Source organism: Burkholderia sp. Bp9099 (assembly GCF_003857805.1).
Lineage (GTDB): Bacteria > Pseudomonadota > Gammaproteobacteria > Burkholderiales > Burkholderiaceae > Burkholderia.
In genome coordinates this window covers 115458-141328 of record NZ_QTPU01000008.1, presented here as the reverse complement: position 1 = coordinate 141328, position 25871 = coordinate 115458, and the positions used below count along the sequence as shown (strand labels likewise).

23 protein-coding genes are annotated in these 25871 nt (G+C 69.0%); 8 read left to right on the top strand and 15 right to left on the bottom strand.

Annotation, left to right across the window (positions count from 1 at the left end; translation table 11 throughout):
* Positions 1-163: 163 nt before the first annotated feature.
* Genes DIE17_RS11110 through DIE17_RS11080 form a run of 7 tightly spaced genes read right to left on the bottom strand, consistent with a single transcriptional unit; the run spans position 164 to position 7012 of the window.
* The gene (locus DIE17_RS11110) at positions 164-1210 is read right to left on the bottom strand and encodes an ABC transporter substrate-binding protein (RefSeq protein ID WP_124522034.1); all 1047 of its coding nucleotides are present in this window, start codon (positions 1208-1210) and stop codon (positions 164-166) included.
* Positions 1207-2358: an NAD(P)/FAD-dependent oxidoreductase gene (locus DIE17_RS11105; RefSeq protein WP_124920800.1), complete on the bottom strand. Its 1152-nt coding sequence runs from the start codon at positions 2356-2358 to the stop codon at positions 1207-1209. The genes DIE17_RS11110 and DIE17_RS11105 overlap by 4 nt, the downstream gene beginning before the upstream one ends.
* Entirely contained in the window at positions 2351-3796 is a 1446-nt protein-coding gene (locus DIE17_RS11100; RefSeq protein WP_124920799.1) for an NAD(P)/FAD-dependent oxidoreductase, read from the bottom strand. The genes DIE17_RS11105 and DIE17_RS11100 overlap by 8 nt, the downstream gene beginning before the upstream one ends.
* Positions 3793-4140 carry a (2Fe-2S)-binding protein gene (locus DIE17_RS11095; RefSeq protein WP_124520356.1) on the bottom strand — a complete coding sequence of 116 codons (348 nt, stop codon included), beginning with the start codon at positions 4138-4140 and terminating at the stop codon, positions 3793-3795. Before DIE17_RS11095 ends, DIE17_RS11100 begins: the two co-directional genes overlap by 4 nt.
* Positions 4140-4934 (bottom strand): ABC transporter permease, encoded by a 795-nt coding sequence (locus DIE17_RS11090; RefSeq protein WP_124920798.1) that lies wholly within the window; start codon positions 4932-4934, stop codon positions 4140-4142. Before DIE17_RS11090 ends, DIE17_RS11095 begins: the two co-directional genes overlap by 1 nt.
* The gene (locus DIE17_RS11085) at positions 4931-5929 is read right to left on the bottom strand and encodes an ABC transporter permease (RefSeq protein ID WP_124667038.1); all 999 of its coding nucleotides are present in this window, start codon (positions 5927-5929) and stop codon (positions 4931-4933) included. The genes DIE17_RS11090 and DIE17_RS11085 overlap by 4 nt, the downstream gene beginning before the upstream one ends.
* Complete coding sequence (locus DIE17_RS11080) at positions 5930-7012, bottom strand: ABC transporter ATP-binding protein (RefSeq protein ID WP_044845344.1); 1083 nt, start codon at positions 7010-7012, stop codon at positions 5930-5932.
* 294 nt (positions 7013-7306) lie between these two features.
* Between DIE17_RS11080 and DIE17_RS11070 the strand changes: the two genes are divergently transcribed.
* The 6 genes from DIE17_RS11070 (at position 7307) to DIE17_RS11045 (ending at position 13446) form a co-directional block, all read left to right on the top strand.
* Entirely contained in the window at positions 7307-8197 is an 891-nt protein-coding gene (locus DIE17_RS11070) for an IclR family transcriptional regulator (protein ID WP_044845343.1), read from the top strand.
* A 315-nt stretch (positions 8198-8512) separates the two neighbouring features.
* Complete coding sequence (locus tag DIE17_RS11065; RefSeq protein WP_409333447.1) at positions 8513-9628, top strand: porin; 1116 nt, start codon at positions 8513-8515, stop codon at positions 9626-9628.
* Between the two features lie 39 nt (positions 9629-9667).
* Complete coding sequence (locus DIE17_RS11060; protein ID WP_124528938.1) at positions 9668-9880, top strand: DUF3311 domain-containing protein; 213 nt, start codon at positions 9668-9670, stop codon at positions 9878-9880.
* Positions 9877-11355 (top strand): sodium:solute symporter, encoded by a 1479-nt coding sequence (locus DIE17_RS11055; protein WP_044845341.1) that lies wholly within the window; start codon positions 9877-9879, stop codon positions 11353-11355. The genes DIE17_RS11060 and DIE17_RS11055 overlap by 4 nt, the downstream gene beginning before the upstream one ends.
* A gap of 103 nt (positions 11356-11458) precedes the next feature.
* Positions 11459-12931: an amidohydrolase family protein gene (locus tag DIE17_RS11050; RefSeq protein WP_124667037.1), complete on the top strand. Its 1473-nt coding sequence runs from the start codon at positions 11459-11461 to the stop codon at positions 12929-12931.
* Between the two features lie 131 nt (positions 12932-13062).
* Entirely contained in the window at positions 13063-13446 is a 384-nt protein-coding gene (locus DIE17_RS11045) for a hypothetical protein (RefSeq protein WP_124522053.1), read from the top strand.
* 112 nt (positions 13447-13558) lie between these two features.
* Here DIE17_RS11045 and DIE17_RS11040 read toward each other — a convergent pair whose 3' ends face one another.
* The 7 genes from DIE17_RS11040 to DIE17_RS11010 form a co-directional block, all read right to left on the bottom strand.
* A complete protein-coding gene (locus DIE17_RS11040) occupies positions 13559-15121 on the bottom strand; it encodes a methyl-accepting chemotaxis protein (protein ID WP_124667036.1) in 1563 nt (520 codons plus the stop codon).
* A 435-nt stretch (positions 15122-15556) separates the two neighbouring features.
* Positions 15557-17056, bottom strand: a complete 1500-nt coding sequence (locus DIE17_RS11035) for an alkaline phosphatase family protein (protein ID WP_124920852.1) — start codon at positions 17054-17056, stop codon at positions 15557-15559.
* 321 nt (positions 17057-17377) lie between these two features.
* Positions 17378-18148 (bottom strand): ABC transporter substrate-binding protein, encoded by a 771-nt coding sequence (locus DIE17_RS11030; RefSeq protein WP_124667034.1) that lies wholly within the window; start codon positions 18146-18148, stop codon positions 17378-17380.
* A gap of 150 nt (positions 18149-18298) precedes the next feature.
* Positions 18299-19528: a cyanate transporter gene (locus DIE17_RS11025; RefSeq protein ID WP_124571154.1), complete on the bottom strand. Its 1230-nt coding sequence runs from the start codon at positions 19526-19528 to the stop codon at positions 18299-18301.
* Between the two features lie 202 nt (positions 19529-19730).
* On the bottom strand, positions 19731-21107 hold the full coding sequence (locus tag DIE17_RS11020; protein ID WP_044845334.1) for an FAD-containing oxidoreductase: 1377 nt from the start codon (positions 21105-21107) through the stop codon (positions 19731-19733).
* 226 nt (positions 21108-21333) lie between these two features.
* Entirely contained in the window at positions 21334-21909 is a 576-nt protein-coding gene (locus DIE17_RS11015; protein WP_124487641.1) for a hypothetical protein, read from the bottom strand.
* Positions 21909-22373 (bottom strand): GNAT family N-acetyltransferase, encoded by a 465-nt coding sequence (locus tag DIE17_RS11010; RefSeq protein ID WP_044845332.1) that lies wholly within the window; start codon positions 22371-22373, stop codon positions 21909-21911. Before DIE17_RS11010 ends, DIE17_RS11015 begins: the two co-directional genes overlap by 1 nt.
* A gap of 178 nt (positions 22374-22551) precedes the next feature.
* Between DIE17_RS11010 and DIE17_RS11005 the strand changes: the two genes are divergently transcribed.
* Positions 22552-23190: a LysE family translocator gene (locus tag DIE17_RS11005; protein WP_044845331.1), complete on the top strand. Its 639-nt coding sequence runs from the start codon at positions 22552-22554 to the stop codon at positions 23188-23190.
* 225 nt (positions 23191-23415) lie between these two features.
* Here the strand turns inward: DIE17_RS11005 and DIE17_RS11000 are convergent, their stop codons facing one another.
* Positions 23416-24627: a hypothetical protein gene (locus DIE17_RS11000; RefSeq protein ID WP_124487640.1), complete on the bottom strand. Its 1212-nt coding sequence runs from the start codon at positions 24625-24627 to the stop codon at positions 23416-23418.
* Positions 24628-25113: 486 nt separating this feature from the next.
* Here DIE17_RS11000 and DIE17_RS10995 point away from each other — a divergent pair, with 486 nt between their 5' ends.
* Positions 25114-25863 carry a DUF3348 domain-containing protein gene (locus DIE17_RS10995; RefSeq protein ID WP_124487639.1) on the top strand — a complete coding sequence of 250 codons (750 nt, stop codon included), beginning with the start codon at positions 25114-25116 and terminating at the stop codon, positions 25861-25863.
* The last annotated feature ends 8 nt before the right edge of the window (positions 25864-25871 follow it).

Below are 25871 nucleotides of genomic sequence, written 5' to 3'. Positions count from 1 at the left end.
TGAAGGGGGCGGGTGCGTGCCGTCTCTGCGACGCATGCGGCACTGCGGGCTAGTGTTGTCGGCACCGCCGCCCCGGTCAAATCCGCAGAAAAAGGGGAGTGTCATCACTCCCGCAAATGATGGTCGCGGCGCGCACGGCCGTACCCGCGCACGCCGGTGCCCGTCACCGCTCGATCTGCCGGTTCCAGCGCGTGTCCCACTGCGCGCGGCGGGCGTTGATCGCCGTCCAGTCGACCACCGTCAACTTGCGCACCAGATCGTCGACGTTGCCAAGGCTTTGCTGCATCGCAGCGGGCATCTTCGCGAGGCGATTGGTCGGGATCTGCTTGCCGGCTTCGGCCGCCTTCGTCTGCGCGGGTGCGGACAGCAGGAACTGCGCGAGCTTCTGGGCCAGTTGCGGGTCCGGGTTGTTCGCGACCACGCACAGGTCGACGAGCAGCAGCACCGGGCCTTCCTTCGGGTTCGCATACGCGACCGGAATGCCCTTGTCCTGCAGGTCGCCGACGCCGGTCGGCGTCAGCGGGAACAGGCCGGCCTCGCCGGTCTGCACCATCTCGGAGATCTTCGCCGAGTTCGGGATGTACTCGACGACATTCGGCCCGACCGTGCTCGCCCACTTGCTGAAGCCGGGCTCGACGTTCTGTTCGCTGCCGCCGAGCAGCCGGTTGATCGCGAGAAATCCGTGCAGCCCGAACGTGCTGCTCGACGCGGACTGGAACACGACCTTGCCCTTGTATTTCGGGTCGGCGAAATCCATCCACGACGTCGGCGGCGCCCAGCCTTTCTCCGCGAACAGTTTCTTGTTGTACGCGATGCCGGTCATGCCGAGCTGCACGCCCGCGCCGACGTCGTCCTTCATTCGCGCGAACGGATAAAGCTCCTTCAGTACCGGCGAGTCGTCGAGCTTCTGGCATACACCGAGGCTGACCGCGCGCGCCATCACGCCGTCGTCGAGGAACGCGACGTGGATTTGCGGTTTGTTGCGGTTCGCGAGCAGCTTCGCGAGCACGTCGGACGAGGTGCCGGGCACGACGATGACCTTCACGTTGTTCGCCTTCTCGAAGTCGGGCAGCACCTGGCTCGTATAGGCCTTTTCCATCGGGCCGCCGTTCATGCCGACGTAGATCGTCTTGGTTTGCGCGAACGCCGGCGCGCCGGCGCCTGCGAGGCAGAGGGCGGCAGCCGCCGCGATCGTTCCGAGCAGTTTCATCGTTGGGTCTCCTCTTGACGGAAAGGGGCGGTCGGCGCGGCTTGGGGGAAGAAGCGGCCGATCGAGAATGCATCGAGTGGCGTGGCGGTTTCGCCGGTCGTGACGAGCTCGGCGAGCACTTCGCCGACGCCCGGCGCGAGCAGGAAGCCACCGCCGGAAAAGCCGAACGCATGCAGCAGGTTCGGCGTGGTACGGCTAGCGCCGATGATCGGGTTGTGGTCGGGCGTGCAGCCTTCGACGCCGCTCCACGTGCGGATCAGCAGCGCGTCGCGCAATGCGGGCAGCAGCGCGCACGCATCGCGCATCACCGCGCGCGTCGTGTCGACCGACGGCTGGCCGAACTCGCCGTCGCCGCGGCCGCGCCCGCCGCCGATCACGCAGTTGCCGCGCGCGACCTGCCGGGCGTACACGCCGCCGCCGTACACGCCGAGGTTGTGCGTGATGAACGGCGGCAGCGGTTCGGTCACCCACATGTTCGGGTAGATCGGCTCCATCGGCACGGCTTCGCCGAAGCGCTCGGCGATCGTGTTCGCCCATGCGCCGGCCGAGTTGATCAGCCACGTCGAACTGAACGCACGGCCGCCCGCAACGACATGAAAACGCGTGCCGTCGTGCCGGGCGTCGTCGACCGGCGTGTGCTCGAACACGTCGGCGCCCGCTGCGCGGGCCGCGCGCGCGAACGCGGGCGACACGACACGCGGGTTCGCGTGCCCGTCGGTCGCGCACAGCGAGCCGCCGACCGCGGCGCGGCCGAGCCACGGGTAGCGGCGGCGGAACGCGTCGCCGCGCATCACCTGCAACGGCAAGCCGTGCTCGCCGGCAAGCGTCGCGTAGGCATCGAGCGCATCGAGATCGGCGTCGCTGCGCGCGAGCCGCAAATGACCCGACACGACGAATTCGCCGTCGATGCCGATCAGCTCGGGCAGGCGATCCCAGATGCGCCGCGCGCGCAGCGCGAGCGGCAGTTGTTCGGCGGGGCGGCCCTGGCAGCGCACGCCGCCGTAGTTCACGCCGCTTGCCTGCGCGCCGCAGTCGCGGCGCTCGAACAGCGCGACGCGCAAGCCGTGCCGCGTGAGCGCCAGTGCAGCCGAAGCGCCGACGAGCCCGCCGCCGACGATCGCGACGTCGTAGTGACGGCGTTCACTCATCGCGTGCCTCGTCGGGAATCGCCGCGACATCGTCGCCCACGAGTGCGGCGGAGATCGGGAACGGCTTCACCGGCGGTTGCGCGCGCAACCGGCCGACGTCCGCGAGCGCGCGGCCGGTTTCCGCGGCGAGCACGAGTGCGGTCGCGTCGCCGCACATGCGGCCCTGGCAGCGGCCCATCCCGGCGCGTGTCAGCGCCTTCAGCCGGTTCAGCTCGGTCGCTTCGCCACCGCGGATGCAGCGTCGCAGCGTACCCGCGTCGATTTCCTCGCAGCGGCACACGATCGTGTCGTCCGGGCAGCGCGCGGCGAGTGCGGCGGGCGGCGCGAACGCCGCTTCGAGGCCGGCACGGAACGCGCCGAGCCGGGCGAGCGTGCGATCGAGCGTCGCTACATCGGGCTTGCCGGCCAGCGACGGCGACGACGACGGCATCGCGATACCCGCATCCCCGAGCAGCGCGAGCGCCGCGCGCCGCCCGGACGCCTCGGCCGCGTCGGCGCCTGCGATGCCGGCACCGTCGCCCGCCACGTAGATGCCGCGCACCGACGTGCGGCCGGCCGCATCGCGTTCGGGCAGCCATGCGCGGTTGAGCGGATCGAAACGGAACCGGCAGCCGGCGAGATCCGCGAGCTGGGTCTCGGAACGCAGCCCGAAGCCGAGGCCGAGCGCATCGCAGTCGAGCATCCGCGGCTGCGCGTCGCCGCCGGCCGCGCGCCATGCGAGGCCCGTTACGTGCCGCTCGCCGAGCACGCGCTCGAGCGTGACGCCGGTTTCGATCGCGACGCCGTGCGCGCGCAGCCAGCCGATGTAGTACAGCCCCTTCGCGAATGTGGACGGCATGCGCAGCAGGGCGGGCGTCGCGGCAGCCTGCCGGCGCAGCGGGCTCGTGTCGAGCACGGCCGCGACCTGCGCGCCGGCCTTCGCGTACTGATAGGCGACGAGATACAGCAACGGCCCCGTGCCCGCGAACACGATGCGGCTGCCGATCGCGCAGCCCTGCGCCTTCAGCGCGACTTGCGCGCCGCCGAGCGTATAGACGCCCGCGAGCGTCCACCCGGGTACCGGCAGCATGCGATCGGTCGCGCCGCTCGCGACGATCAGGTGCGAGAACGGCACGGTCGTTTCGCGGCCGTCCTGCAGCGTGTCGACGCGGCCCGCGCCGCACGCCCAGGCGAGCGTGTTCGGCCGATAGTCGACGTGCGGCAGCAACGCGGCCATGGTGCGGTGCACGGCATCGGCCTTCGCGGCCTCGAAGCCGTACAGCGCGCGCTTGCCGCGCGCGAACGCGCCGTCGGCCGGCGGCTGGCGATAGATCTGCCCGCCCCAGCGCGCGTTCTCGTCGATCACGATGGGGCGCAGCCCCGCGTCGACCAGCGCCTCGGCCGCGCGCACGCCGGCCGGCCCCGCGCCGACGATCACCGGCCGCAGTGCGTCGCTCATGATGCGTCTCCGGCCGTGGCGGGCTGCGCGCCGGTGAGAATCCGCATGCCATCGGCGATCGGCGTCGAGCAGGCGCGCACGCGGGCGCCGGCCTCGGTGCGGACCCAGCAGTCCTGGCACGCGCCGATCAGGCAGAAGCCCGCGCGCGGCTTGCCGCTGAATTCGCTCACGCGCACGCGGCGCTGCGCGACGAGGATCGCGGTGAGCACGGTGTCGCCGGCGAGCGCGTGCGCGGGGCGGCCGTCGAGCGTGAACGCGACGGCGGCGCGCTCGCGTTCGGCGACGCGCACGAATTGCGCGCCGTCGTCCGCGTTGTCGGTGGAGCGGGAAACGAAGGTCGTCATCAGTGTTGGCCGATCAGGATGCGGTTCAGGCCGTACACGCGATCGAGCAGCAGCATCGCGCCGGCGGTGATGAAGATGACCAGCGCCGATACCGACGCCATCATCGGATCGATCGATTCGGTCGCATACATGTACATGCGCACCGGCAGCGTGACCGTCTGCGGCGACGTGACGAAGATCGACATCGTCAGCTCGTCGAAGCTGTTGATGAACGCGAGCAGCCAGCCGCCGGTGATGCCAGGCAGGATCATCGGCAGCGTGATGCGGCGGAACGTCGTCCACGGGTCGGAGCCGAGCGAGCACGCGGCCTGCTCGATGCTGCGGTCGAGGCCCGCGACGGACGCGAGCACGAGCCGCATCACGAACGGCGTGATGACGATCATGTGCGCGAGCACCAGCCATGCGAACGAGCCGGTCGCGCCGATCAGCGCGAAGAAGCGCAGCAGCGCGATGCCGAGCACGAGGCCGGGAATCACGAGCGGCGACAGCAGGAGGCCGTTCAAGAACGCGCGGCCGGGAAAGGTCGCGCGGCCGATCGCGAGCCCGGCGGGCAACGCGATCGCGAGCGACAGCGTCGCCGACGCGAATGCGAGCTTCACGCTGTTGGCGAACGCGGTGACGAAGTCCGGATAGTCGAGGATCGCGCGGAACCAGCGCAGCGACAGGCCATGCGTCGGCAGCGTCAGCGTTTCTTCGGGCGTGAACGCGACCAGCACGACGATCGCGAGCGGCGCGAGCACGAACAGGATCACGAGCGTATGGAACGCCAGGGCGAACGGGCCGTTCTTTCTCATCGGGAAGCGCCTCCGAGGCTGCGCGCATAGCGGCGTTCGAGCACGCGGTAGTAGGTGAGCATCACGACGAGGTTCGCGACCAGCAACAGCACCGCGATCGTCGCGCCGAGCGGCCAGTTCAGCGAGCCGAGGAATTCGTCGTAGACGGCGGTCGCCGCGACCTTCAGGCGGCGTCCGCCGAGCAGGCCGGGAATCGCGAACGCGCTCGCCGACAGCCCGAACACCATCAGGCTGCCCGACAGCACGCCCGGCATCAGCTGCGGCACGACGATGCGGCGCAGCGTCGTGAACGGCGACGCGCCGAGCGACAGCGCCGCGTGCTCGGTCTGCGGATCGAGCCGCTGCAGTGCCGTCCAGACGGGAATCACCATGAACGGCAGCATCACGTGGACGAGCGCGATCACGATCGCGAACGTCGTGTATTCCAGCTTGTACGGCCCGAGGCCGACGAGCCCGAGTGCCTGGTTCACGAGCCCGCTCGTGTTCAGCAGCATGCTCCAGCCGAACGCGCGCACGACGACCGACACGAGCAGCGGAGCAAGGATGACGAGCAGGAACAGCGAGCGCCACGGATCGCGCATCTTCGACAGCACGTACGCTTCGGGTGTGCCGATCGCGACGCAGATCGCGGTGGTCAGCGCGGCGATGCCGAACGTGCGCGCGAAGATCGTGTGGAAGTACGACGAGCCGAGCACCTCCGCGTAGTTGCCGAGCTGGAAGGCGGCGATCGGACCTGTGGCCGGGTCGTAACTGTAGAACGTGAGCGCGAAGGTCATCGCGAGCGGCACGAGCACGAGCGCCGCGAACAGTGCGAACGCGGGCGCGCACATCAGCCACAGCGGCGCGTGCGCACGCCACGTCGCGCGCAGCGCAACGCTGCCGGTGCGAAGCGGAACGGCGTCGGCCGCGTTGGCCGCCGCGGTCGCGGCCGCGCCCGATGGCGCGAGCCCGGCCGGCGCGCCGTCGGTCGAAAGCGGACGGGTAGGCTGTCGCATTCAGGCCTCCCGGCGCATCACGCGCACCGCGTCGCTGTGCCAGTCGACGCCGACCGGCGCGCCTTCCGCGAGCGGCTCCGCGCCTTCGTTCTGGCAGCACACGAGCACTTCGCCGAGCGCGCTGTCGACGCGGTACAGCCACTGGCTGCCGAGGAAGAAGCGGCTCGTGACGGTCGCGGCGAAGCGGCCCGCGCCGGGTGCGCACAGTCGTAGCTTCTCGGGACGGATGCACACCGACACGGCATCGCCGATGCGCACGTCGCGCTCGCGCGCCGGCAGGTGCACGGTGCGGCCGGTCTCCGCGAGATCGTGGCCGAGATCGATGCGGATCGCGTCGCCGTCGTGCGCGACGATCGTGCCGGGCAGCAGGTTCGCCTTGCCGATGAACTGCGACACGAAGTGGTTCTCCGGGCGTTCGTACGCGCGGTACGGCGTGTCCGTCTGCGTGATGCGGCCGGCTTCCATCACGACCACGCGATCGCTGATCGACAGCGCTTCCGATTGATCATGCGTGACCATGATCGTCGTCGTGCCGATCTTGCGCTGGATCGCGCGCAGTTCGAACTGCATCTCCTCGCGCAGCTTCGCGTCGAGGTTCGACATCGGCTCGTCGAGCAGCAGCACCGGCGGCTCGATCACGACCGCGCGCGCGATCGCGACGCGCTGCCGCTGCCCGCCGGACAATTCACGCGGAAAGCGGTGCGCGAGCGCATCGAGGCGCACGAGCGCGAGCGCCGCGCGGATGCGCTCGGCGCGCTCCGCCTTGTCGACGCCGCGCATGTCGAGCCCGAAGCCGACGTTCTCCGCGACGCTCATGTGCGGAAACAGCGCATAGCTCTGGAACACGATGCCGAGCCCGCGGCGGTTCGGCTTCATGTGCGTGATGTCCTGCCCGTCGAGCGCGATGCGGCCGCGGGTGACGTCGACGAAGCCGGCGATCATCTGCAGCGTCGTGGTCTTGCCGCAGCCCGACGGCCCGAGCAGCGACACGAATTCGCCTTGTTCGACCGACAGGTTGACGTCGGCGACGGCGGTGAGCGCGCCGAACGATTTCGTCAGATCCGTAAGCGTGAGAAACGACATGGAGCACTCCGGGTTCGCACACCGCATGGCCGGTGCGTCATTGACGCGGACTCTAGCCAGCCATATTTCGGAGCGTCAATTTGGAATTCTGCTCAACGAGATGAATTTCAGAAAAATTCCAGTGAACGGAATGCTTTGCTGGGTCGCCGGAAAATCGTTCCGTTGAATGAAGGGCGGGCAGGTGGTGAAAGACGCGCGTCAATCCCGTGCACACCCGGATGCCGCGCGCATTTTGGCGACACGACAATGGCAGCTGATGTATTCCGTTCAATGAAATCATCGAGGAGAATCCGCATGCAGGAACCGCATTCGCCCGGAACGTCGCGTGCCGTACGCATGCCGGCCGCGGACGAGGACGCCGCCGTCGATGCGGCCGGCGCGCCGGGCACCGGCATGCTGCAGCGTGCGTTCGCGATCCTGCGCGCGCTGGCCGGCATGCAGCAGGACGGCGTGCGTGTCACGCACCTCGCGAAGGCCGTCGGCCTCACGCAGGGCACCGCGCACCGGATCCTGCAATCGCTGATCGCCGAAGGGATGGTCGAGCAGGACGAACAGTCGAAGCTGTACCGGCTGAGCGTCGACTTCTTCGCGCTCGCCGCGCTGGCCGGCAACCCGAGCAGCATGCGCACGCTGTGCCGGCCTGCGCTGCTGCGGCTGTGCGCGAGCCTCGGCGAGACGATCTTCCTGCTCGTGAAGAGCGGCTTCGACGCGGTGTGTCTCGATCTGTGCGAAGGCCCGTTCCCGATCCGTTCGTTCACCGGGGACATCGGCGGGCGCATTGCGCTCGGCGTCGGGCAGGGCAGCCTCGCGATCCTCGCGTTCCTGCCGGAAGCCGAGCGCGAGGAAGTGATCCGCTTCAACGTGCCGCGCATTCGCGGTTACGGCGTGCTCGACGAGGTCTACCTGCGCACCGAGATCGAGCGCGTGCGCGAGCTCGGCTACGCGGGCCGCAACAGCGGCGTGCTCGACGGGATGGCCGGCGTCGCGGTGCCGATCCTCGATCGCACCGGCTACCCGGTCGGCGCGCTGAGCGTTGGCACGCTGGCGTCGCGGCTCGGCGACGACCGGATGCCGATGGTCGTCGAACTGCTCCGGCGCCAGGCCGATGCGATCGGCCCGCGCACGAATCCGTTCGACGCCGCATTGCGGCGGCCGATGCACGGTCTATCCGGGAAAACCGCATAGGCGCGTCGCGCGTTACCGTTTCGTCAGCTTTCTTACGCGAGCCATTCATGTCTGAGCAGAATGCGTCGCGTCCGGCGGGCTTCCATGCTTTCTATCGGCTTGCAGACGCGCGCATTCGCCGCCCGTTTCCCCTTCATCCGTCTCCATTCGATTTTCAACTGCCGCCCAGTTGAACATTTCATTTCTTGATGCGACTGCGGCTGGATACCATCCAGCCACTGTCTATACAAGCCGACCGGCGCGTATGGCCAGCATCAACAAAACACAACATCGACAAGACGGTTTGGAGAGGAGATGACGGAGATGGTGCGAACGATGGGCAGGAAGACGGGCGTCGCGTGCATGAGCGCAGCCATGGCGATGAGTTTCGCCGGCGCCGCGCACGCGCAGTCGACGGTGACGCTGTACGGGATCGTCGACGCCGGCGTGACCTACACGAACAATTCGAAGGGCCATGCGCTGTGGCAGTTCACGGGCGGCAACGAATCGGGCCCGCGCTGGGGCTTGATCGGCAGCGAGGATCTCGGCGGCGGCCTGAAGGCGAACTTCCGGCTCGAGAACGGCTTCAACGTCGCGAACGGCGCGCTCGGGCAGGGCGGCCGGATGTTCGGCCGCTCCGCGTGGGTCGGCCTGAGCGGTGCGAACTGGGGCGCGGTGACGCTCGGCCGCCAGTACAACTCGACGCAGGACATCCTCGGCTCGCTGCAGATGAGCAGCTTCCTCGCGCAGTACTCGACGCACCCGTTCGACAACGACGACATCAACAATAGTTTCCGCACCAACAACGCGGTCAAGTACGTGTCGCCGACGATCGCGGGCCTGCAGGCGAACCTGATGTACGGGTTCTCGAACTCGACGGGCTTCTCGAACGACAACTCGTGGAGCGCCGGCGTCACCTATACGCACGGGCCGCTCAATGCAGGCGCCGCCTATGCGCGCGTGAACCATCCGGCGGCCAGCGCGACGGGCGCCGTTGCGTCCGACAACTACTACCCGGGCTCGGCGTCGGTGTTCGGCGCCGGCCTGTCGAGCGCGGTGCGCCAGCAGATCTGGGGCGCGGGCGGCAATTACACGATCGGCGCGGCGACGCTCGGGCTGCTGTACACGGGCTCGAACTTCGGCCAGGCGACGGGCGGCGCGCTGCGCTTCAACAACTACGAAGGCAGCGTGCGCTACCTGATCACGCCCGCGCTGATGGCCGCGGCCGGCTATACCTATACGAAGGTCGCGCGCGGCGCCGACGACGGTCACTATCAGCAGGTGTCGGCCGGCCTGCAGTACCTGCTGTCGAAGCGCACCGACGTGTACGTGAACGGCTTCTACCAGAAGGCGTCGTCGGGCGTGGGCCACGCGTGGATCGACGGGACCGACGGGCCGTCGTCGACGACGTCGCAGGTGGCGGTGGTGGTCGGCATCCGCCAGAAGTTCTGATGCGCTGACGCGTTCGCGCGTCTTCCGGAGGAGACATAGATGAAATTCAGACTGTTGCTGGCGGCGCTGCCGTTCGTCGGGATGTACACCGGCGGCTCGATCGCCGAGGTGCGGCCGCTGCTGTTCGGCCTGCCGTTCCTGCTCGTGTGGAACCTGATCTGGATGGCGGCGACCGCCGCGATCCTCGCGATCCTGTTCCACCTCGACGAGCGCGACGCGGCCCGCGACGGCCGCACGGGAGACGCGCGATGAACGCCTCGATCATCATCATCGCGGCGTTCGCCGTGTTCGCGCTCGCGATCGGCGTGATGGCGCGGCGCGGCCGCAAGCTCACGCTCGAGCAGTGGGCGGTCGGCGGGCGCGGCTTCGGTTCGCTGCTCACGTTCCTGCTGATGGCCGGCGAGGCGTTCTCGACGTTCTCGTTCCTCGGCGCGAGCGGCTGGACCTACAGCAAGGGCGTGCCCGCGTTCTACATCCTGTCGTACGGCTGCCTCGCGTTCGTGATCGGCTACTGGATGCTGCCCGCGGTGTGGCGCTACGCGAAGGCGCGCGGGCTCGTGTCGTTCGCCGACTACTTCGCGTCGAAGTACGACAGCCGCGCGATCGGCGTGCTGGTGTCGGTCGTGGCCGTGTTCGCGATGGTGTCGCTGCTGATGATCCAGCTGCGCGGCCTCGGCGTGATCGTGTCCGAGATGTCGTACGGGCTGATTCCGCAAGCGGCCGCGATCTGGATCGCCGCGACGCTGATGGCCGTGTACATGGTCGTGTCGGGCATCCACGGTTCGGCGAGCATCGCGATCTTCAAGGACGTGTTGATCCTCGCGATCGCGATCTTCCTCGGCCTGTACCTGCCGATGCACTACTACGGCGGCCTCGGCGAGATGTTCGCGAAGATCGACGCCGCGCATCCCGAACTGCTGCGCATGCCCGAGCACGGCTTCAACCTGAGCTGGTACAACTCGACGATCCTGCTCACGTCGCTCGGCTATTACCTGTACCCGCACGGCTTCACCGCGATCTACGTCGCGAAGGACGAACGCGCGCTGCGCCGCAACGTGATCCTGATGCCGCTGTACCAGGTGCTGATCGCGTTCCTGTTCCTCGTCGGCTTCGCGGCCGTGATGACGGTGCACGGGCTCGAAGGCGCGCAGACCGATCTGGCGCTGCTGCGTCTCGTGAAGCAGACGTTCCCCGCGTGGTTCGTCGGCATCGTCGGCGGCACGGGCCTGCTGACCGCGCTGGTGCCGGGCTCGCTGATCATGCTGAACGCCTCGACGACGATCGCGCGCAACATCTACCGCGAAGGCTTCGCGCCGAACGCGACCGACCGCGAGGTGACGCGCGTCGCGCGGATCGCGCTGCCGATCTTCACGCTGGTGGTTGTCTACTTCGTGCTGCGCGGCGGCGCGACCTTCGTCACGCTCGCGATCTTCTCGTCGAGCCTGCTCACGCAGCTCGTACCGATGCTCGCGTCGAGCTTCCTGAAGCGGCCGTTCGGCACGCGGGAAGGCGCGTTCGCAGGGATCGTCGCCGGTGCGATCGTGATCGCGCTGACGAACTACTACGGCGTGACGCTCGCGTCGCTGTTCCCCGGCGCATCCAGCACGCTGACGTCGATCAACCCCGGACTCGTCGCACTCGCGGTGAACGCGGTGGTGTTCATCGCGATCAGCGCGGCACAGCGCAAGCTGAAGGCGCGCGTGGCTGCGCCGGCCCGCTCCGCGTGACGACCCGATCGGCGTGCCGCCGCCGAACCGCCGGGCGACTGCCCGGCGGTTTTTCCGTGCGGCGGCGCCCGGCCCCTTCTAACTACAACAGGACACCGAAACGATGACGACCGAGAACAAGGCCGACGACCGGCGTGAAGCGATCGACACCCTGATCGCGAATGGCTGCGTGATCACGATGGACCCGCAGCGGCGCGTGATCGAGAACGGCGCGGTTGCCGTGAGGGGCGACCGCATCGTCGCCGTCGGCGACACCGCCGAATTGCACGCGCGCTTCCGTGCCGCGCGCACGATCGACGCACGCCGCAAGGCCGTGCTGCCGGGCCTGATCGATGCGCATGCGCACGCGGGCCACGCGATGCTGCGCACGATCGGCGGCGCGGACGGCGATGCGTGGTCGGCCGCGGCCGAGACGATCTATACGCGCGCGTCGGACGAGGCGTTCTGGGAAACCGAATCGCATCTCGCGGCGCTCGAACGGCTGAAGGCCGGCGTGACGACCGGCGTGTCGCTGCTCGGCGGCGGCAACTCGATCATGCGCGTTGACGATCCCGTCTACGCGCGGCGTCATTGCGATGCCGTGGTGCGCACCGGCACGCGCTCGATCGTGGCCGTCGGCCCGTCGCGCCCGCCCGCGCCGCGTGCATACACGCGCCACGCGCCGGACGGCGGCGAGACGCGCGACATCGATTTCGACACGATGTACGACGTGTGCGAACGCATCGTCGACGAATGCCACGGCGACGCCGACGGGCGGATCCGGATCGCGATCACGCTGCCGGTGTACGGGCCCGAGCACGACCCGGAACTCGCGCAGTACGAGCGGGATTTCCGCGATCAGGCCGCACGCTACGGCGCGCTAGCGCGCGAGCGCGGCCTGACGTTCACGCAGGACGGCCATCGCGCGGGCACGCTCGCGTTCGCGCATCGCGAGCTCGGGCTGCTCGGCCCGACGTCGTTCATGTCGCACAGCATCGACCTCACCGACGCCGATATCGCCGCGTGCGTGGAAACCGGCACCGCGATCGTCCACAACCCGAGCGCGATCATGTCGATCATCGGCCGCTGCCCGGTGCCCGAGCTGATCGATGCGGGCGTGACGGTCGCGATCGCGTCGGACGGCGCGGCGCCCGATCGCGGCTACGACATGTTCCGTCACATGTGGCAGTGCATGCACTACCATCGCCGCCATTTCCGCGACCCCGACGTGCTGCCGCACGGGAAGGTGCTGGAGATGGTGACGATCGACGCGGCGAAGGCGCTGTCGCTCGATCACGAGATCGGCTCGCTCGAAGCCGGCAAGCTCGCCGACATCATCCTCGTCGACCTGTTTCGCCCGCACATGATGCCGATGAACATGCCCGTGTATCGCGTCACGTGTTTCGCGAACGCGGCCGACGTGTGCATGACGATGGTCGGCGGCCGCGTGCTGATGGAGGATCGGCGTGTGCTGTCGGTCGACGAGAACGCGATTCTCGAGCGCGTGATGGAGGTCGCGGAGACGATGATCGAGCGCAGCGGGTTGCGTCGCCTGCTCGACGAACCGAAGACGCTGTGGGGGCGCAGTCACTACTGAGCGAGGCCGCGCGGGCAGGCATTTGCGCGGTGCGATGTCGGCGAGGCCGGTCCTTTCGGGGCCGGCTTTTTTTCTGGTTTCGCCGCCGACGGACATGCTAGGATTTCTCTCAAACAACTTCGGAGACAGCTATGCCGTTCATCTGCGAAAACGTTGAATGTCGTGCCGTGCTGGCGCGCGGGCAGGTCAAGTCTCGCCAGGATGATGCGGGATGGTGCTTCTACTGCCCGGACTGCAAGGCCAGGAACGAGTTGATGGCGATCGGCACGGCCGGTGGCTCCGTCGAACTGGTTCAGCCGGAGCGAGCGAGCCCGCCGCACAAGGTCGTCGCGACGGCCCGGCCACTGGACGACGGCAAATACGCGGCGCAGTTGCGCGTTCAGCGGGCGCTGGCGGTGAGGGGAACCTACGCGGCCGAAGAGCACTGGGAGCAGCTCGGTGTATTCCCCGATGCGCAGGAGGCTGTCGAGCATGCGAAGTCGTTCGCAACCGACCTGCTGGAGCGGGCGGTCTAGTCACACACGGCACACCGCACACCGGCGATCCACCTGTTTCCCGTCACGACACCGGGCTGCGGCCCGGGTGGCGTGACGGGCCGGCCAGCCCGCGACGGGCCGGGCCGTTACATCACGCCGCCGCCGCTTCTCGCAGACGGAATTGCGCGACGGCATCGCTGAGCCGCGCGCCCTGATCCTCGAGCGACAACGCCGCTGCGGCCGCTTCCTCGACCAGCGCGGCATTGCGCTGCATCGTCTGCTCCATCTGGATGACCGCGGCATTCACCTGCTCGATGCCGGCGGACTGCTCGTCGAAGGCGATGCTCGTTTCGCCCATGATCGCGTTCACGCGCTCGACCGCGACGACGAGCTCGGTCATCGCCGAACCGGCGAGTGCGACGAGACCGCTGCCGTCTTCGACGCGCTGCGCGGAATTGCCGATGAGTTCGCGAATCTCCTTCGCCGCCGATGCGCAGCGCTGCGCGAGCCCGCGCACCTCGGTCGCGACGACGGCGAAACCGCGCCCCTGTTCGCCCGCGCGCGCTGCTTCGACGGCGGCGTTCAACGCGAGGATGTTGGTCTGGAATGCGATGCTTTCGATCACGCCGACGATGCCGGAAATCCGCGCGGAGCTGTGCGAGATCGCCGACATCGTCTCGACGACGCGCTGCATCGCGTCTCCGCCCTTTGCCGCGATGCCGGCCGCTCCCTCGGCGTAAGTGCGCGCATCGCGTGCGTTGTCCGCGTTCTGGCGTACGGTTGCCGTCAGTTGCTCCACGCTCGCCGCGGCTTGCTGCAGCGAGACGGACTGCTGCTCGGTGCGGGCGGACAGGTCGACGTTGCCGCTCGCGATCGTGCGCACGTCGCCGACGATCGTCTCGGTGCTCGCGCGCACCTGGCTCACGGTTTCGACGAGGCCGTCCTGCATGCGCTTCAATGCATTCAACAGATACGCCATTTCGTTTTCGCCCGGAATGACGACCGCGCCGGTCAGGTCGCCTTTCGAGATCCTGTCGAAATGCGCGACGGCGAGATGGATCGGCGCGATGATCGCTTTCGCGAGCACGCGCTGCGCCAGGAAGCCGACGACCAGCGCGAAGGCGGCGACCGCCGCCATGGCCCACACGATCCGGTGGAAGCGTTCGCCGGCCGCGTCGTAGCGCGCCTTCTGGCGCGCGACCTGGAACGATTCGAGCGCATCGATCGCTTCCTGGTAGGCGGTGAAGAGTGCCGGCGGCGCGGTGCGGTGCGTGTCGAGGAAGTCGAAGGCGTTGTCGTGGTCGAGTTGCGACATCGCTTTCAGGAAGACCTGATCGAGCAAGGTGCGACGGCGCTGCTGCAGCGTATCGAACAAGGCCTGCTCGTCGGCGTCGCGCGCATGCAACCGCGAGTACGCGTCCAGTTCGTCGTCGCTCTGCTTGAGGAGCGTGTGGAGCTGCGCGATTTCCGCCTTCGCGGCCTGGCCGGCGCTGATGATCTGCGCGACGTCGCTGACGCGTTCGCGCAGCACGAGCATGCGCTCCGAGCTGGTTTTCAGGTGCAGCAGCGACGCGGTGTCGTCGCGGTACATCGCTTCGAGCGAGCCGTTGCCGGCGTAGAGCGCGGCGATGCACGCGCCGACGACCAGGACGAGCAGCGCCGTATAGCCGGCGACGGTCGCGACGAGGCCGCCGCGGATGGTGAGTTTTCGCATGACGTTCCCTTGCCGGCGGCCCGACGGGCGGCCGACGGCGGATGTGGATTCCGGATCACGAACGACGACGGGTGCCGCGTTGAAAGACGGGGCGCCGGGACTGCGAACGGGTTAACGGCGGACCGGGCGCGGAGGTTTTATCTGCACGCGACGCGAATCTGGATGATTGCGACAGCGGGGGGCGGAGGGTGGATGCACGCGCGTGAAGCGCGCCGCGCCGATCGTCGAGGCCACGTCGCATGCGCCGCTCGGGATGCACGCGAATCGTCCGTGGCCCCGGCCATCTGCCGGTCGCCGTCGGCCAGTCGCGACCGGATCTCGGCGATCGACCGATCGCGCTGATGCGTGGCGAACTGCCGTGTGTTGCCCTACGGATCCCCGGCCATCGCTCGCCTGTCGCCGTATCGCGTGTCGGCCGTCGCCTCCACGCGGCCGTCAGCCTCCGGTCCTGAACCCCAGTGCCGCAGCCTTCGCGCGCAACTCGGCGAAGCGGTCGACCGCCGGATTGGTTGCGGGATTGGCCGCCGGATTGGCCGCCATTTGCGACGGATCCACGCCGGTAACCGAACCGGGCGACGACGGCGCGGTCGTCCCCGGACACGTTCCGCCGAACGGACCTTGCGGGACCGTGAACGCCGGCGCGTCCGTGCGCGGCGCGTCGTTGAAATCGAGCGCGTAAGCGAGATTGAAGGTCGCCGGATCGCTGCCGCGCACGCCGAGCGGCTTCAGCCCGAAACGCCATTGCAGCAGCGCGTGAATCGAGCTCGGGTCGAACGGGTAGCGCGTCACCGAGCCTGCCCGCACGCGCGGGCCGAGCAGGGCGAGCGGCACGCGAAAGCCGAGCTTGCCGTCGTTGCCGAGCGCGAGCTCGTTGTTGCTGATCGGCCGGATCGGCGGCACCGCGTGCTCGAGAAACCCGCCCCACTCGTCATATACGACGATCATCAGCGTGCGGTTCCAGGTGGGACTCGTGCGCAGCGCGTCGTACACCTGGTTGAGAAACGCCTGCCCGTCGCGGATGTCCGCATGCGGATGGTCGTCCGCGGACGCACCTTGCAGCTCGCCCGCGAAAACCGGGTCGACCATGCAGAACGGCGGCAGCGTTCCCGCCGCCGCATTCGCCAGGAAATCCGCGAACGCATGCGAGATGCCGAGATAGCGCGTGCCATACAGCGCGGTGAACGGCACGTCGTGGTAGTAGTAACTGCAACCGATGCCGGCGTCGCCCAGGTTGTCCCAGATCGTGCGCAGCGACGAATTGTCGGGGGTGTCGGTGAGGCGGTCGGTGGCGCCGCTGTGCAGGTAGAGGCGATTCGGAAACGTATTGGTCAGCACGCCGCTGAAGTAGAAGTCGCCGATGGTGTAGCTGCTTGCCGCCGCGCTGAAGAACGGCAGGTCGGCCGACGTGTAATAGCCGATGGGCAGCAGGTCGCCCTGGGTCAGGCTCGTCCCGGGCGTCAGGAGCCAGCCGTTCATCTCGCCCGCAGCCAGTTGCGTGCGCGCGCCCTGGTAGGTGTGGTTCGGGTCGTGGTACGCGCATGCCTGATAGCCGTAGGCGGGATTCGCCGACAGCGGAAACGGTGCGTTGGTCCCGCCGAACGCGTCCCTGAACTGCCGATTGGCGGGCATCCCCTCGGCACCCGGCACCCAGCTCATGAAATGGTCGAACGATCGATTTTCCATCGTGACCAGCACGATGTGATCGATGCCGGAACTCGCCGGATCGGGCAACGCCGGCCGCGGCAGGCTGTAGCGATTGCCGCCGTTCGGCGACGGCGTGTCGCCGATCGATGGGGCGCGCGCATTGCCGTCCACGGCCGATATGCCGTCCCCTCCGCCGCCGCAACCCGGCAGTGCGACACTGCCGGCCACCGCGGCAACGCCGGCGAGAAAGCGGCGGCGATCGTAGCGGCGATATGCATTCGTCTCGTCCATGACAACGTCTCCTTCGTTATTAAATGCGGCGCTGGCCAGCCGATCGCGCATCGCGGCAGCCGCGAAGCGACGCGCGCTCGCCGTTCGAACAGGCGAGCAGGCGAGCGGGCGCAAGGCGCAAGCTTCGTGCCTGTTGCTGAACAGGTGGCACTTCGTCGGTGATTGCGAATAGCGAAGCCGTCGTCAGACGATGGGTCGATGCCATTGCACCGGGCGTGGGTCGAAAGGAGTTGACGAACCGGTTCCGGAAAAGAAGAAAGGGGGCGTCGCACTCGCATGCGCCGCCCCCTTTGAGCCACCGGCCGCAACCGGCCGAGTCCGTCAGTTGTAGATATCGAACGAGAAATACTTCTTCGCGATCCGCTGATACGTGCCGTCCTGGATCAGGCTGGCGAGCGCCTGGTTGATCTGCGTGCGCAGCGCGTCGTCGTCCTTGCGCACGCCGATCGCGGAACCGACGCCGAGCGTCTTCGGATCATGCAGCGGCGGCCCCGCGAACGCGAAGTTCGTGCCCTTCGCGGTCTTCAGGAAGCCGAGATCGGCCTGTACCGACGACTGCAGCGACGCGTCGAGACGACCGGCAATCAAATCCTGATAGACGAGGTCCTGCGTCTGGTACGTGCGCACGATCACGCCCTTCGGTTCCCAGTACGTGCGCGCATAGGTCTCCTGCGTCGACCCCTGTTCGACGCCGACGCTCTTGCCGGCCAGCGACTCGGCCGTCGGCTGCAGGTTCGCGCCGCGTCGCGCGACGAGGCGCGGCGGCACGTTGTTGATCTTGTCGGTGAACGCGATCTGCGCGAGGCGCTTCTCGGTCACGCTCATCGACGACAGCACGCCGTCGAACTTGCGCGCCTTCAGCGCCGGGATCATCCCGTCGAAGGCGTTCTCGACCCACACGCAGCGCACCTTCATGCGTTCGCAGATCGCGTTGCCGAGATCGATGTCGAAGCCGACGAGCGTGCCGTCGGGTGCGAGCGATTCGAACGGCGCGTAGCTGGGATCGACGCCGAGGCGCAGGACGGCCGGGTCTTTCGCGGCGGCGGCGCCGGCCGTCAGCGCGAGCGCGACGGCGATGACGAGCTTTTTCATGATTGTCTCCTTACCGATTGATGTCGTTCTGGGGTGAAGCGAATGGCGGCCGATGGGCGTGACGGCCCGCGCCCGGCCATGCGCGGGCGGCTGGACGAGCGCCGCAAGCGGCCGGCGATCGTCCGGATCAGGGAATCCGGTGCTGCGGTGTCAGCGCGCGGCGCCGGTGACGCGCGCCATGCTGCGCCGGTAGCCGGCGGGCGAGAACGTGGCGTTCAGCGCGGCCATCGACGCGATCACGCCGAGATGCATCCACCACGCGATCGCGAAGCCGCCGCCGGCGTCGCGCAGCCAGCCGATCAACCACGGGCTCGCGGCGACGGTCAGGAAGCCGACGCCTTGCACGAACGCGGCGAGCGCACCCGCGAGCCGCGCATCGGGCAGGTGATCGAGCGTGACGATCAGGCTCATCGAGAAGAAGCCGCCGAGCCCGATGCCGACGCTCGCGACCCACATCCACGGCGCGAGCGCGGGCATCGTCGCGAAGCCGGCGAAGCCGGCCGTCTGCAGCGCGAGCGTGAGCCACAGCACCGGGCGGCGATCGTGCGAACGTTTCGCGAACATCGGCATCGCGAGCGCGCCGGCCGCCTGGAACAGCGCCATCCACGCGAGCAGGTTGCCGCTCGCCTGCGGGTTCATGCCGACGCTGCGATAAAACGCGGGCAGCCACGCGACGAGGCTCGCATAGCCGCTGTTGCTGAGGCCGAAGAACAGCGCGAGTTGCCATGCGCGCGGAATGCGTACGAACGCGGCGACGGGCGCCGATGCCGCCGCCGCATGCAGCGCGTCGCGCGGCGCCTTCGCGCGCCACAGCGCGAGCGTGACGAGCGCGGGCACGGCCCACACGGCGAGCGACAGATGCCAGCCGCCGCGCGCGGCGAGCCACGGACTCGCGACCGCGCCGAACGCACCGCCGCCGACCAGCGCGGCCGAATAGAGGCCCATCGCGAGCGGCAGCCGGTCGACGAACCAGCGCTTGGCGAGGCCCGGCGCGAGCGACTGCACCACGGCGACGCCCGCACCCGCGACGATTGCCGTGACGGCCAGTCCGGTGCTGCCGTCGCTCCACAGGCGCGCGGTACAACCCGCGGCGATCAACGCCAGCGCGGCGAGCAGCGCGCGCTGCTCGCCGACGCGCCGCGCGAGCCCGACGCCGAGGCCGGCGACGACACCCATCAGCACGAACGGCAGCGTGGTCAGCAGCGCCGCCGCGCGGAAACCGAGGCCCGTGTCGGCACGCACGAGGTCGAGCACGGGGCCGAACGCGGTCAGGAACGGACGCAGGTTGAGCCCGGCCAGCACCAGCAGCGCGAGCGCGCCATAGGACACGGAAGCCGCGTGCGGGCGGGAAACGGCTTGCGCGGTGCCGGGGTCGGTCATCGGAATGCTCCAGAGGGGGCCGGTGGCCCTGTGATGCGATGCCGAAAGGGTAAAGGCGCGCTCGTCCAGGTGAAAATTAAATATTCGACTGGCGATCAGTGCGGTTTGCGATGGGACGGCGCCGCGTGACGGGGCCGGATGGGCAATGTGCAGCGCGCGTGCATGACGGGCGCGCAGGATGCACGCCCGTTTCCGCGATCCTTCATTCGACCGGATGCAGATCCTGCAGCAAGGTCGGCACGAGCTCCGACACGGTCGGGTGGATGTGCATCGTGCGGCTGATCGTCGTGTACGGCGCGCCGGCGGCCATCACGTCGAGCATGCCGTGCACGACCTCGTCGCCGGTCACGCCGAGGATCGACGCGCCGAGAATCGCATGGCTGTCCGCGTCGACGATCACCTTCATGTAACCCAGGCTCTCGCCTTTTTCCACCGCACGGCCGACGCGCGTCATCGGCCGCGTGCCGACCAGCAGCCGGCGGCCGGTCTGCTTTGCTTCCGCGAGCGTCATGCCGATGCGGGCGAGCGGCGGATCGATGTACATCGCGTACGCGTTGATGCGGTCGGACACCTTGCGCGGATCGTTGTCGAGCAGGTTGGCCGCGACGATCTCGTAGTCGTTGTACGCGGTATGCGTGAACGCGCCGCGCCCGTTGCAGTCGCCGAGCGCCCAGATGCCGGGCACGCTGGTGCGCAGCTGGTCGTCGACCGTGATGTAGCCGCGCGCGTCGGTCGCGACGCCGGCCCGCTCGAGCCCGAGATCGTCGGTGTTCGGCACGCGGCCGACCGCGAGCAGCAGGTGCGAGCCCGCGACCTCGCGGCGGCCGCCGGTGCAGTCGAGGCCGACCGCGACGCCGTCGCCGTCGCGCCGTGCGCTCAGGCAGTTCGCGTCGAGCTGCACGTCGATGCCTTCGTTCTCGAGAATCTCGCGCACGGCCTGCGACACGTCCTCGTCCTCGCGGTGGATCAGGCGCGCGCCTTTCTCGACGATCGTGACCTTCGAGCCGAAGCGGCGGTACATCTGGCCGAATTCGAGCCCGACGTAGCTGCCGCCGATGATCACGAGATGCTCCGGCAGGAAGTCGACGTCCATCATCGTCGAGTTGGTCAGATAGGGCACCGAGTCGAGGCCCGGCATCGGCGGGATCTGCGCGCGTCCGCCGACGTTGATGAAGATGCGTTCGGCCTCGAGCACGTCGTCGCCCACGCGCACCGCATCGGGCCGCTCGAATCGGGCATGACCCTGAAACACCGTCGTGTGGTCGAGCCCGCGCACCCATTGCTCGACGTTGTGGTTCGAGCGGCCGGAGATCCGGTCCTTGCGCGCCTTCACGGCCTTCATGTCGACGCTGACGGGGCCGACCGACACGCCGTACTCCTGCGCGCGCCGCGCGAGTTGCGCGGCATACGCGCTCGCGATCAGCGTCTTGGTCGGGATGCAGCCGGTGTTCACGCAGGTGCCGCCGAAGCGGCCGCGTTCGACGATCGCGACTTTCATGCCGGCGCCGGCGAGCCGTGCGGCGAGCGGCGGCCCGGCCTGGCCCGTGCCGATGACGATCGCATCGAAGTGTTGCGTCATGACGTCCTCCTGCGCTGGTTCAACGTGGGAAGGGACCACGCGCAAGCCGCATGCCGCGCCGGCGCGCGCCCGAACGACGACGAGCGCCTATGGTAGACCGGTTGGCGGGGGGAGGCGAGTCGCGCGGATGCGGGCGACGCGGAACATTGTTCATGACGGCCGGCAGGCTTCATGGCCGGCGGCAACGCGGCTGCGCGCCGGTTGAGGATTGCGCTGCGCGGGTCCTTCAGTCCTTGCGCCGCCATTGGCCGAACGATACCGGCCGGTGCGCATCGGCGCGCGTGACGGTGACTTGGTCGGGCTGCTCGTCGAGCGGAAACGATTCGGTGTAGATCTCGCTGGAGAACAGCCAGCCGCGGGTGCGCGGGTCGTAGCGGAACGTCACGAAGTCGCTCCAGTGTTGCCCGCAGGCGACGAAGTTCTGCACGGTGAAATAGCGGCCTTTCACCGCGAGGCCGCTGTCGGCGGCGTCTTCGGGATCGAACGGATCGCACTGGCCGCCTTCGTTCGCGCGCAGGACGACGTGGTCGTTGCGCGCGGCGAGCCGGTACGCGCGATCGGGCTGCTCCTCGAAGATCAGCAGCGGGCGCGGCGACGGCTGCGCGCGCGTATCGGCTTCGCGATGCACGACGACGAGCAAGCTGCGCCGTCCGTTGCCGAGGTCCGGCCCTTCCTGTACAACGAGCGGCCGGTAGCCGGACGGCAGTTGCGTCGCGACCGATGGCGGCAGGTCGCCGGCGCGTGCGCCGGACGACAGTGCGGCGAGCAGCGCAACCAGGGCGCAGCGTGCGGTGGCGATCATCACAGATCCCGCCCGAGGAACTCGGTGCCTGGCACCGGATTGAACGCGACCGGCGGCGCGGGCGTGAAGCCGAGCGAACCATACAGTTGCCGTGCGGCGACGAACTCGGGCAGCACGTCGAGGCACATCCGCGCATAGCCGGCCGCCTTCGCGTCGCGCAGCAGCCGTTCGACGAGCTGGCGGCCGACGTTCAGCCCGCGCGCGTCTGGGCGCACGTACACGCGCTTCATCTCGCACGTCGTCGCGTCGATTTCCCGAAACGCCGCGCAGCCGACCGCGCGCTCGCCGTGCCATGCGAGCAGCAGTTGCCCGCGCGGGGCTGCGTATTTGCCCGGCAGTGCGGCGAGCTCCGGCTCGTAGTCCTGGAACGCGAGGCTGACGGTGGGGCTTGCGATGTATTCGCGGAAGATCGCTTCGACGACGGCGGCATCGTCGGGATAGCGGGCGGCGCGGATCTCGATCATGGGGCGGGGCGCGAGGGCGGGAACGGCAGCCAGCATAGCAGCGCGCGGGCGCTTTCGGCGGGCGGCGAAGCGTGCCAGAATCGTCGGCTTCAGCGTCGGCGATCGATGCAATGCGACTCGATTCTCGACGCGACACGCAGGCGCCGGCGTTTCGGCGCCGCCGACCAAGGAGACTTCGATGACTGCATCGGCTGCCGTACTCGCCATTCTGGCCGCGCTGTGGCTTGGCGCAATGATTCCGGGACCGAGTTTCGTGCTGGTCGCCCGCAATTCGATCGGGCTGTCGCGCCGCGACGGGCTCGCGACCGCGCTCGGCATGGGTGTCGGCGGGATCGCGTTCGGCGGCGTCGCGCTGGCCGGGCTCTATACGCTGCTGCAGGCGGTCGAATGGCTGTACGTCGGGCTCAAGGTGGCCGGCGGCGCATACCTGATCTACATGGCGTCGAAGATCTGGCGCGGCGCCGACCGGCCGATCGCGATGGACGACCCGCAGGCCGTCGTCGCCGGCAGCGCGCGCAAGTCGTTCTGGACCGGCCTCACGACCCAGCTGAGCAATCCGAAGACGGCGATCTGGTACGGCAGCATCTTCGCGGCGCTGTTGCCGCAGCATCCGCCGCTGTGGTGCTACCTGGCGCTGCCGCCGCTCGTGTTCGGCGTCGAATTCGGCTGGTACACGATCGTTGCGCTGTGCTTTTCGACCCGCCGGCCGCGCGAACTCTACCTGCGCGCGAAGAAGTGGGTCGACCGCGTCGCGGCCGGCGCGATCACGCTGCTCGGCCTGCGGCTGATCCTGAACGCGCCGAAAGCGGGGATCTGACGGCAGGCGGTGCCGCTCGCGCGCACCGTCGTTTCATTCCCGACGGGCATGCCGGCGCGGCCGGTCATTCCGTCCGGTGGCGGGACGGTCCGAGCCGGGCGATTCTTTTGGGCCCATCCGCCCCGTCCGCCCCGTCCATCAGCCCATCCGCTCATCAGCCCATCCGCCCATCCGCCCATCCGCCCAATCCGCCCAATCCGCTCAATCCGCCCGCGCGAGCGCGCGTCACACCGCCGGAAACCGCTCCAGCAGCGCCGCGAACCGCGCCTCGTCCGGAAACGCCTTCACTTCATACCGCACCGGCCGATGCGCGGTGGCTGTCATCAGGTCGCCGCACGCGTCCCGCAGCGCGGCCATCGGCACGTGCGCCGACTGCCGCGTCGCTTCCCGGTAGAGCACGACGATGTCCGTCTCGGGCAGCAGCGTCGGCACACCGTCGCTCCACACGCTGACACTGAACAGTTCGCCGTTCTGCCGTCGATACACGGTGTAGGTCGCCACGAAGATGTCGGTGCCGTCCCGCTTGTGCAGCTCGTCCAGCTGCGTGCGCTGATCCTGGTAGTCGCCGGCGAGTTCGTCCACGCGCAGCGCGTGCAGCTTCGCCTCCAGTCCTGCCGGGATGAAGTTCCGCCACGCGGCGCCGTCCCAGCGCAGCATCAGCGGCGGCAGCGGACGCGGCTGCGCGCGCGCGTGTTCGGCAAGTTCGACCATCGTCGCGAGACCGGCCGTGTTGCGGTCGCCGGTGAGCAGCAGCACGGCCCGGTTCGGCGCCATCACGACCGGCGCGCCGGAGATCGGCTGGCGATGCAGCAGGTCGGTCAGCAGCAGCCGCGACGCGTCGTAGTAGTCGCCGAACTGCGACAGGAACACGCCGTCGCGCAACGCGACCCACGGTGCCGACGACGCGCCGCGCAGGTTGTCGATCGCGATGTCGCAGGCGGCGTCGAAGCTGACGCCCCATTCGGCGAGCCGCGCGCTCGTCAGCCGCGCGACGCTGAATTCGCCGTCGTACGCGATGCCGATCTCGAGGTTCTCGCACAGTGGCCGGAACGCCACCTCCGACGCTTCGGGCTGTCCGGCGAGCTGCAGCGCGACCGTGCCGCGCTCGGTCGCGCTGCGGATCACGGGGCGCAGCCGCGCGCGCACGTCCGCGAAGTTCGCCGGAATCTCGTGCTGCATCATCGCGTTCGCCTGGCGCAGCAGCGTCGCTTCGCGCTCGGTGGGCTTCGCGTCCGCGTAATCGCGGAACAGGTTGTGGAGGTTGATGATGTTCGACGGGGCATCGGCTTGCACGAGACGGCCCTTGTCGTGCTCGTGAAGCCACTCGCGCGTGTCGCCGGTCGCGCGCAGCGCGGCGATCAGGCGTTCGGCGAAGTCCTGCCGGCTGGGCGGTTTGCTGAAGCGCTCGCGCAGGCGCGCGACGAAGTCGGAAATCATCGTATGCGGTCGGGCGGGCCCGTCTGTTATTGATCTCTCGTTGTCATGGGCGGCGCCACCCGTCTCCCTTGGGGGCGCGCGCTGCGACCCGCCGATATCGGCCGGATACCCGGAATGCGGCCGGTGGCGGCCCGCGCGCCGGCTGCATGGCGGCGCGGGCCCGCGTCGGACGCGATTCGCGTGGCGGGTGTCGCGATGGTACCGCACGTCCGTGATGGAAACGCGTGTGGGTGAATGTTTGTTGATGCACAGGTGAGAGCCCGAACCCCGAACCGGCCCGCCCGCCCGCGCCGGCTCTGGAACGCGGCCCGACTCGTCGCCTGACCCGCGCCGGCGCTGGCGAAAACCCCGACAACCGCCCCGCGAGCCTTGTACGGCGGGCGTTCGCGCCGGTTGCGCGGCGTGCCGTGCCGGGCCGCTTCCCCGATTCTGGCGGCCGACCTCCCGACGACGTGTAAACTGCTGCCTTTTTTGACGGTTTGCAGCATGGTGCAAGCACCCCCGCGCCCGGCACTGAGCGGCCCGACGCTCGTCCGGCTGCTCGCGCGCCTGACCGATGCCGACGTCGCGGAATCCCGGCAGACGCTGTCGGACCGCCTGAGCCAGTGGCTCGGCTGGACCGACGCGATCACGCTGTCGTCCGCGCTGAATGCGAGCCCGCCCGGCGTCGCGGCCGGCGTGCGCGGTTACGACGCCGAGCGCGACTGCGCGCGCGTGCGTCACGACCTCGCGCAGGCGATCACGGCCGCCCACCGTCCGCGTACGCGGCGGCGCCCAGGCGAAATGCCGCCGCCGCCCGCCGACACGGCGGACTTCGCGGATTTCCGCCAGAGCTGTCTGTCCCTGCAGCAGGAAATGGAAACGGCGATCGGCCAGTTGCGCGGCCGCCTGCGGGTCGCGCTGGCCGCGCGCGCGTCCGGGATGGCGCGGCTCGCGGCGCTCGACGCGATCATGGAGCGCGTGCTCGGCGCGCGCGAGCGCAGCCTGCTGTCCGCCGTGCCCGCGCTGCTCGGCACGCGCTTCGAGCGGCTGCGCGACGCGGAACGGCAGGCGCTGGCCGACGCGCAAGCGGCGGCCGCTGCCGATCCCGACGGCGACGCACCGCCCGCTGTGGCGATCGTGCCCGGCACGTGGCTCGACACGTTCCGCAACGAGATGCAAAGCATCCTGCTCGCCGAACTCGAAGTCCGGTTTCAAACGGTAGACGGGCTGCTCGCGGCCCTTCGTACCTGCTAATCCCTACG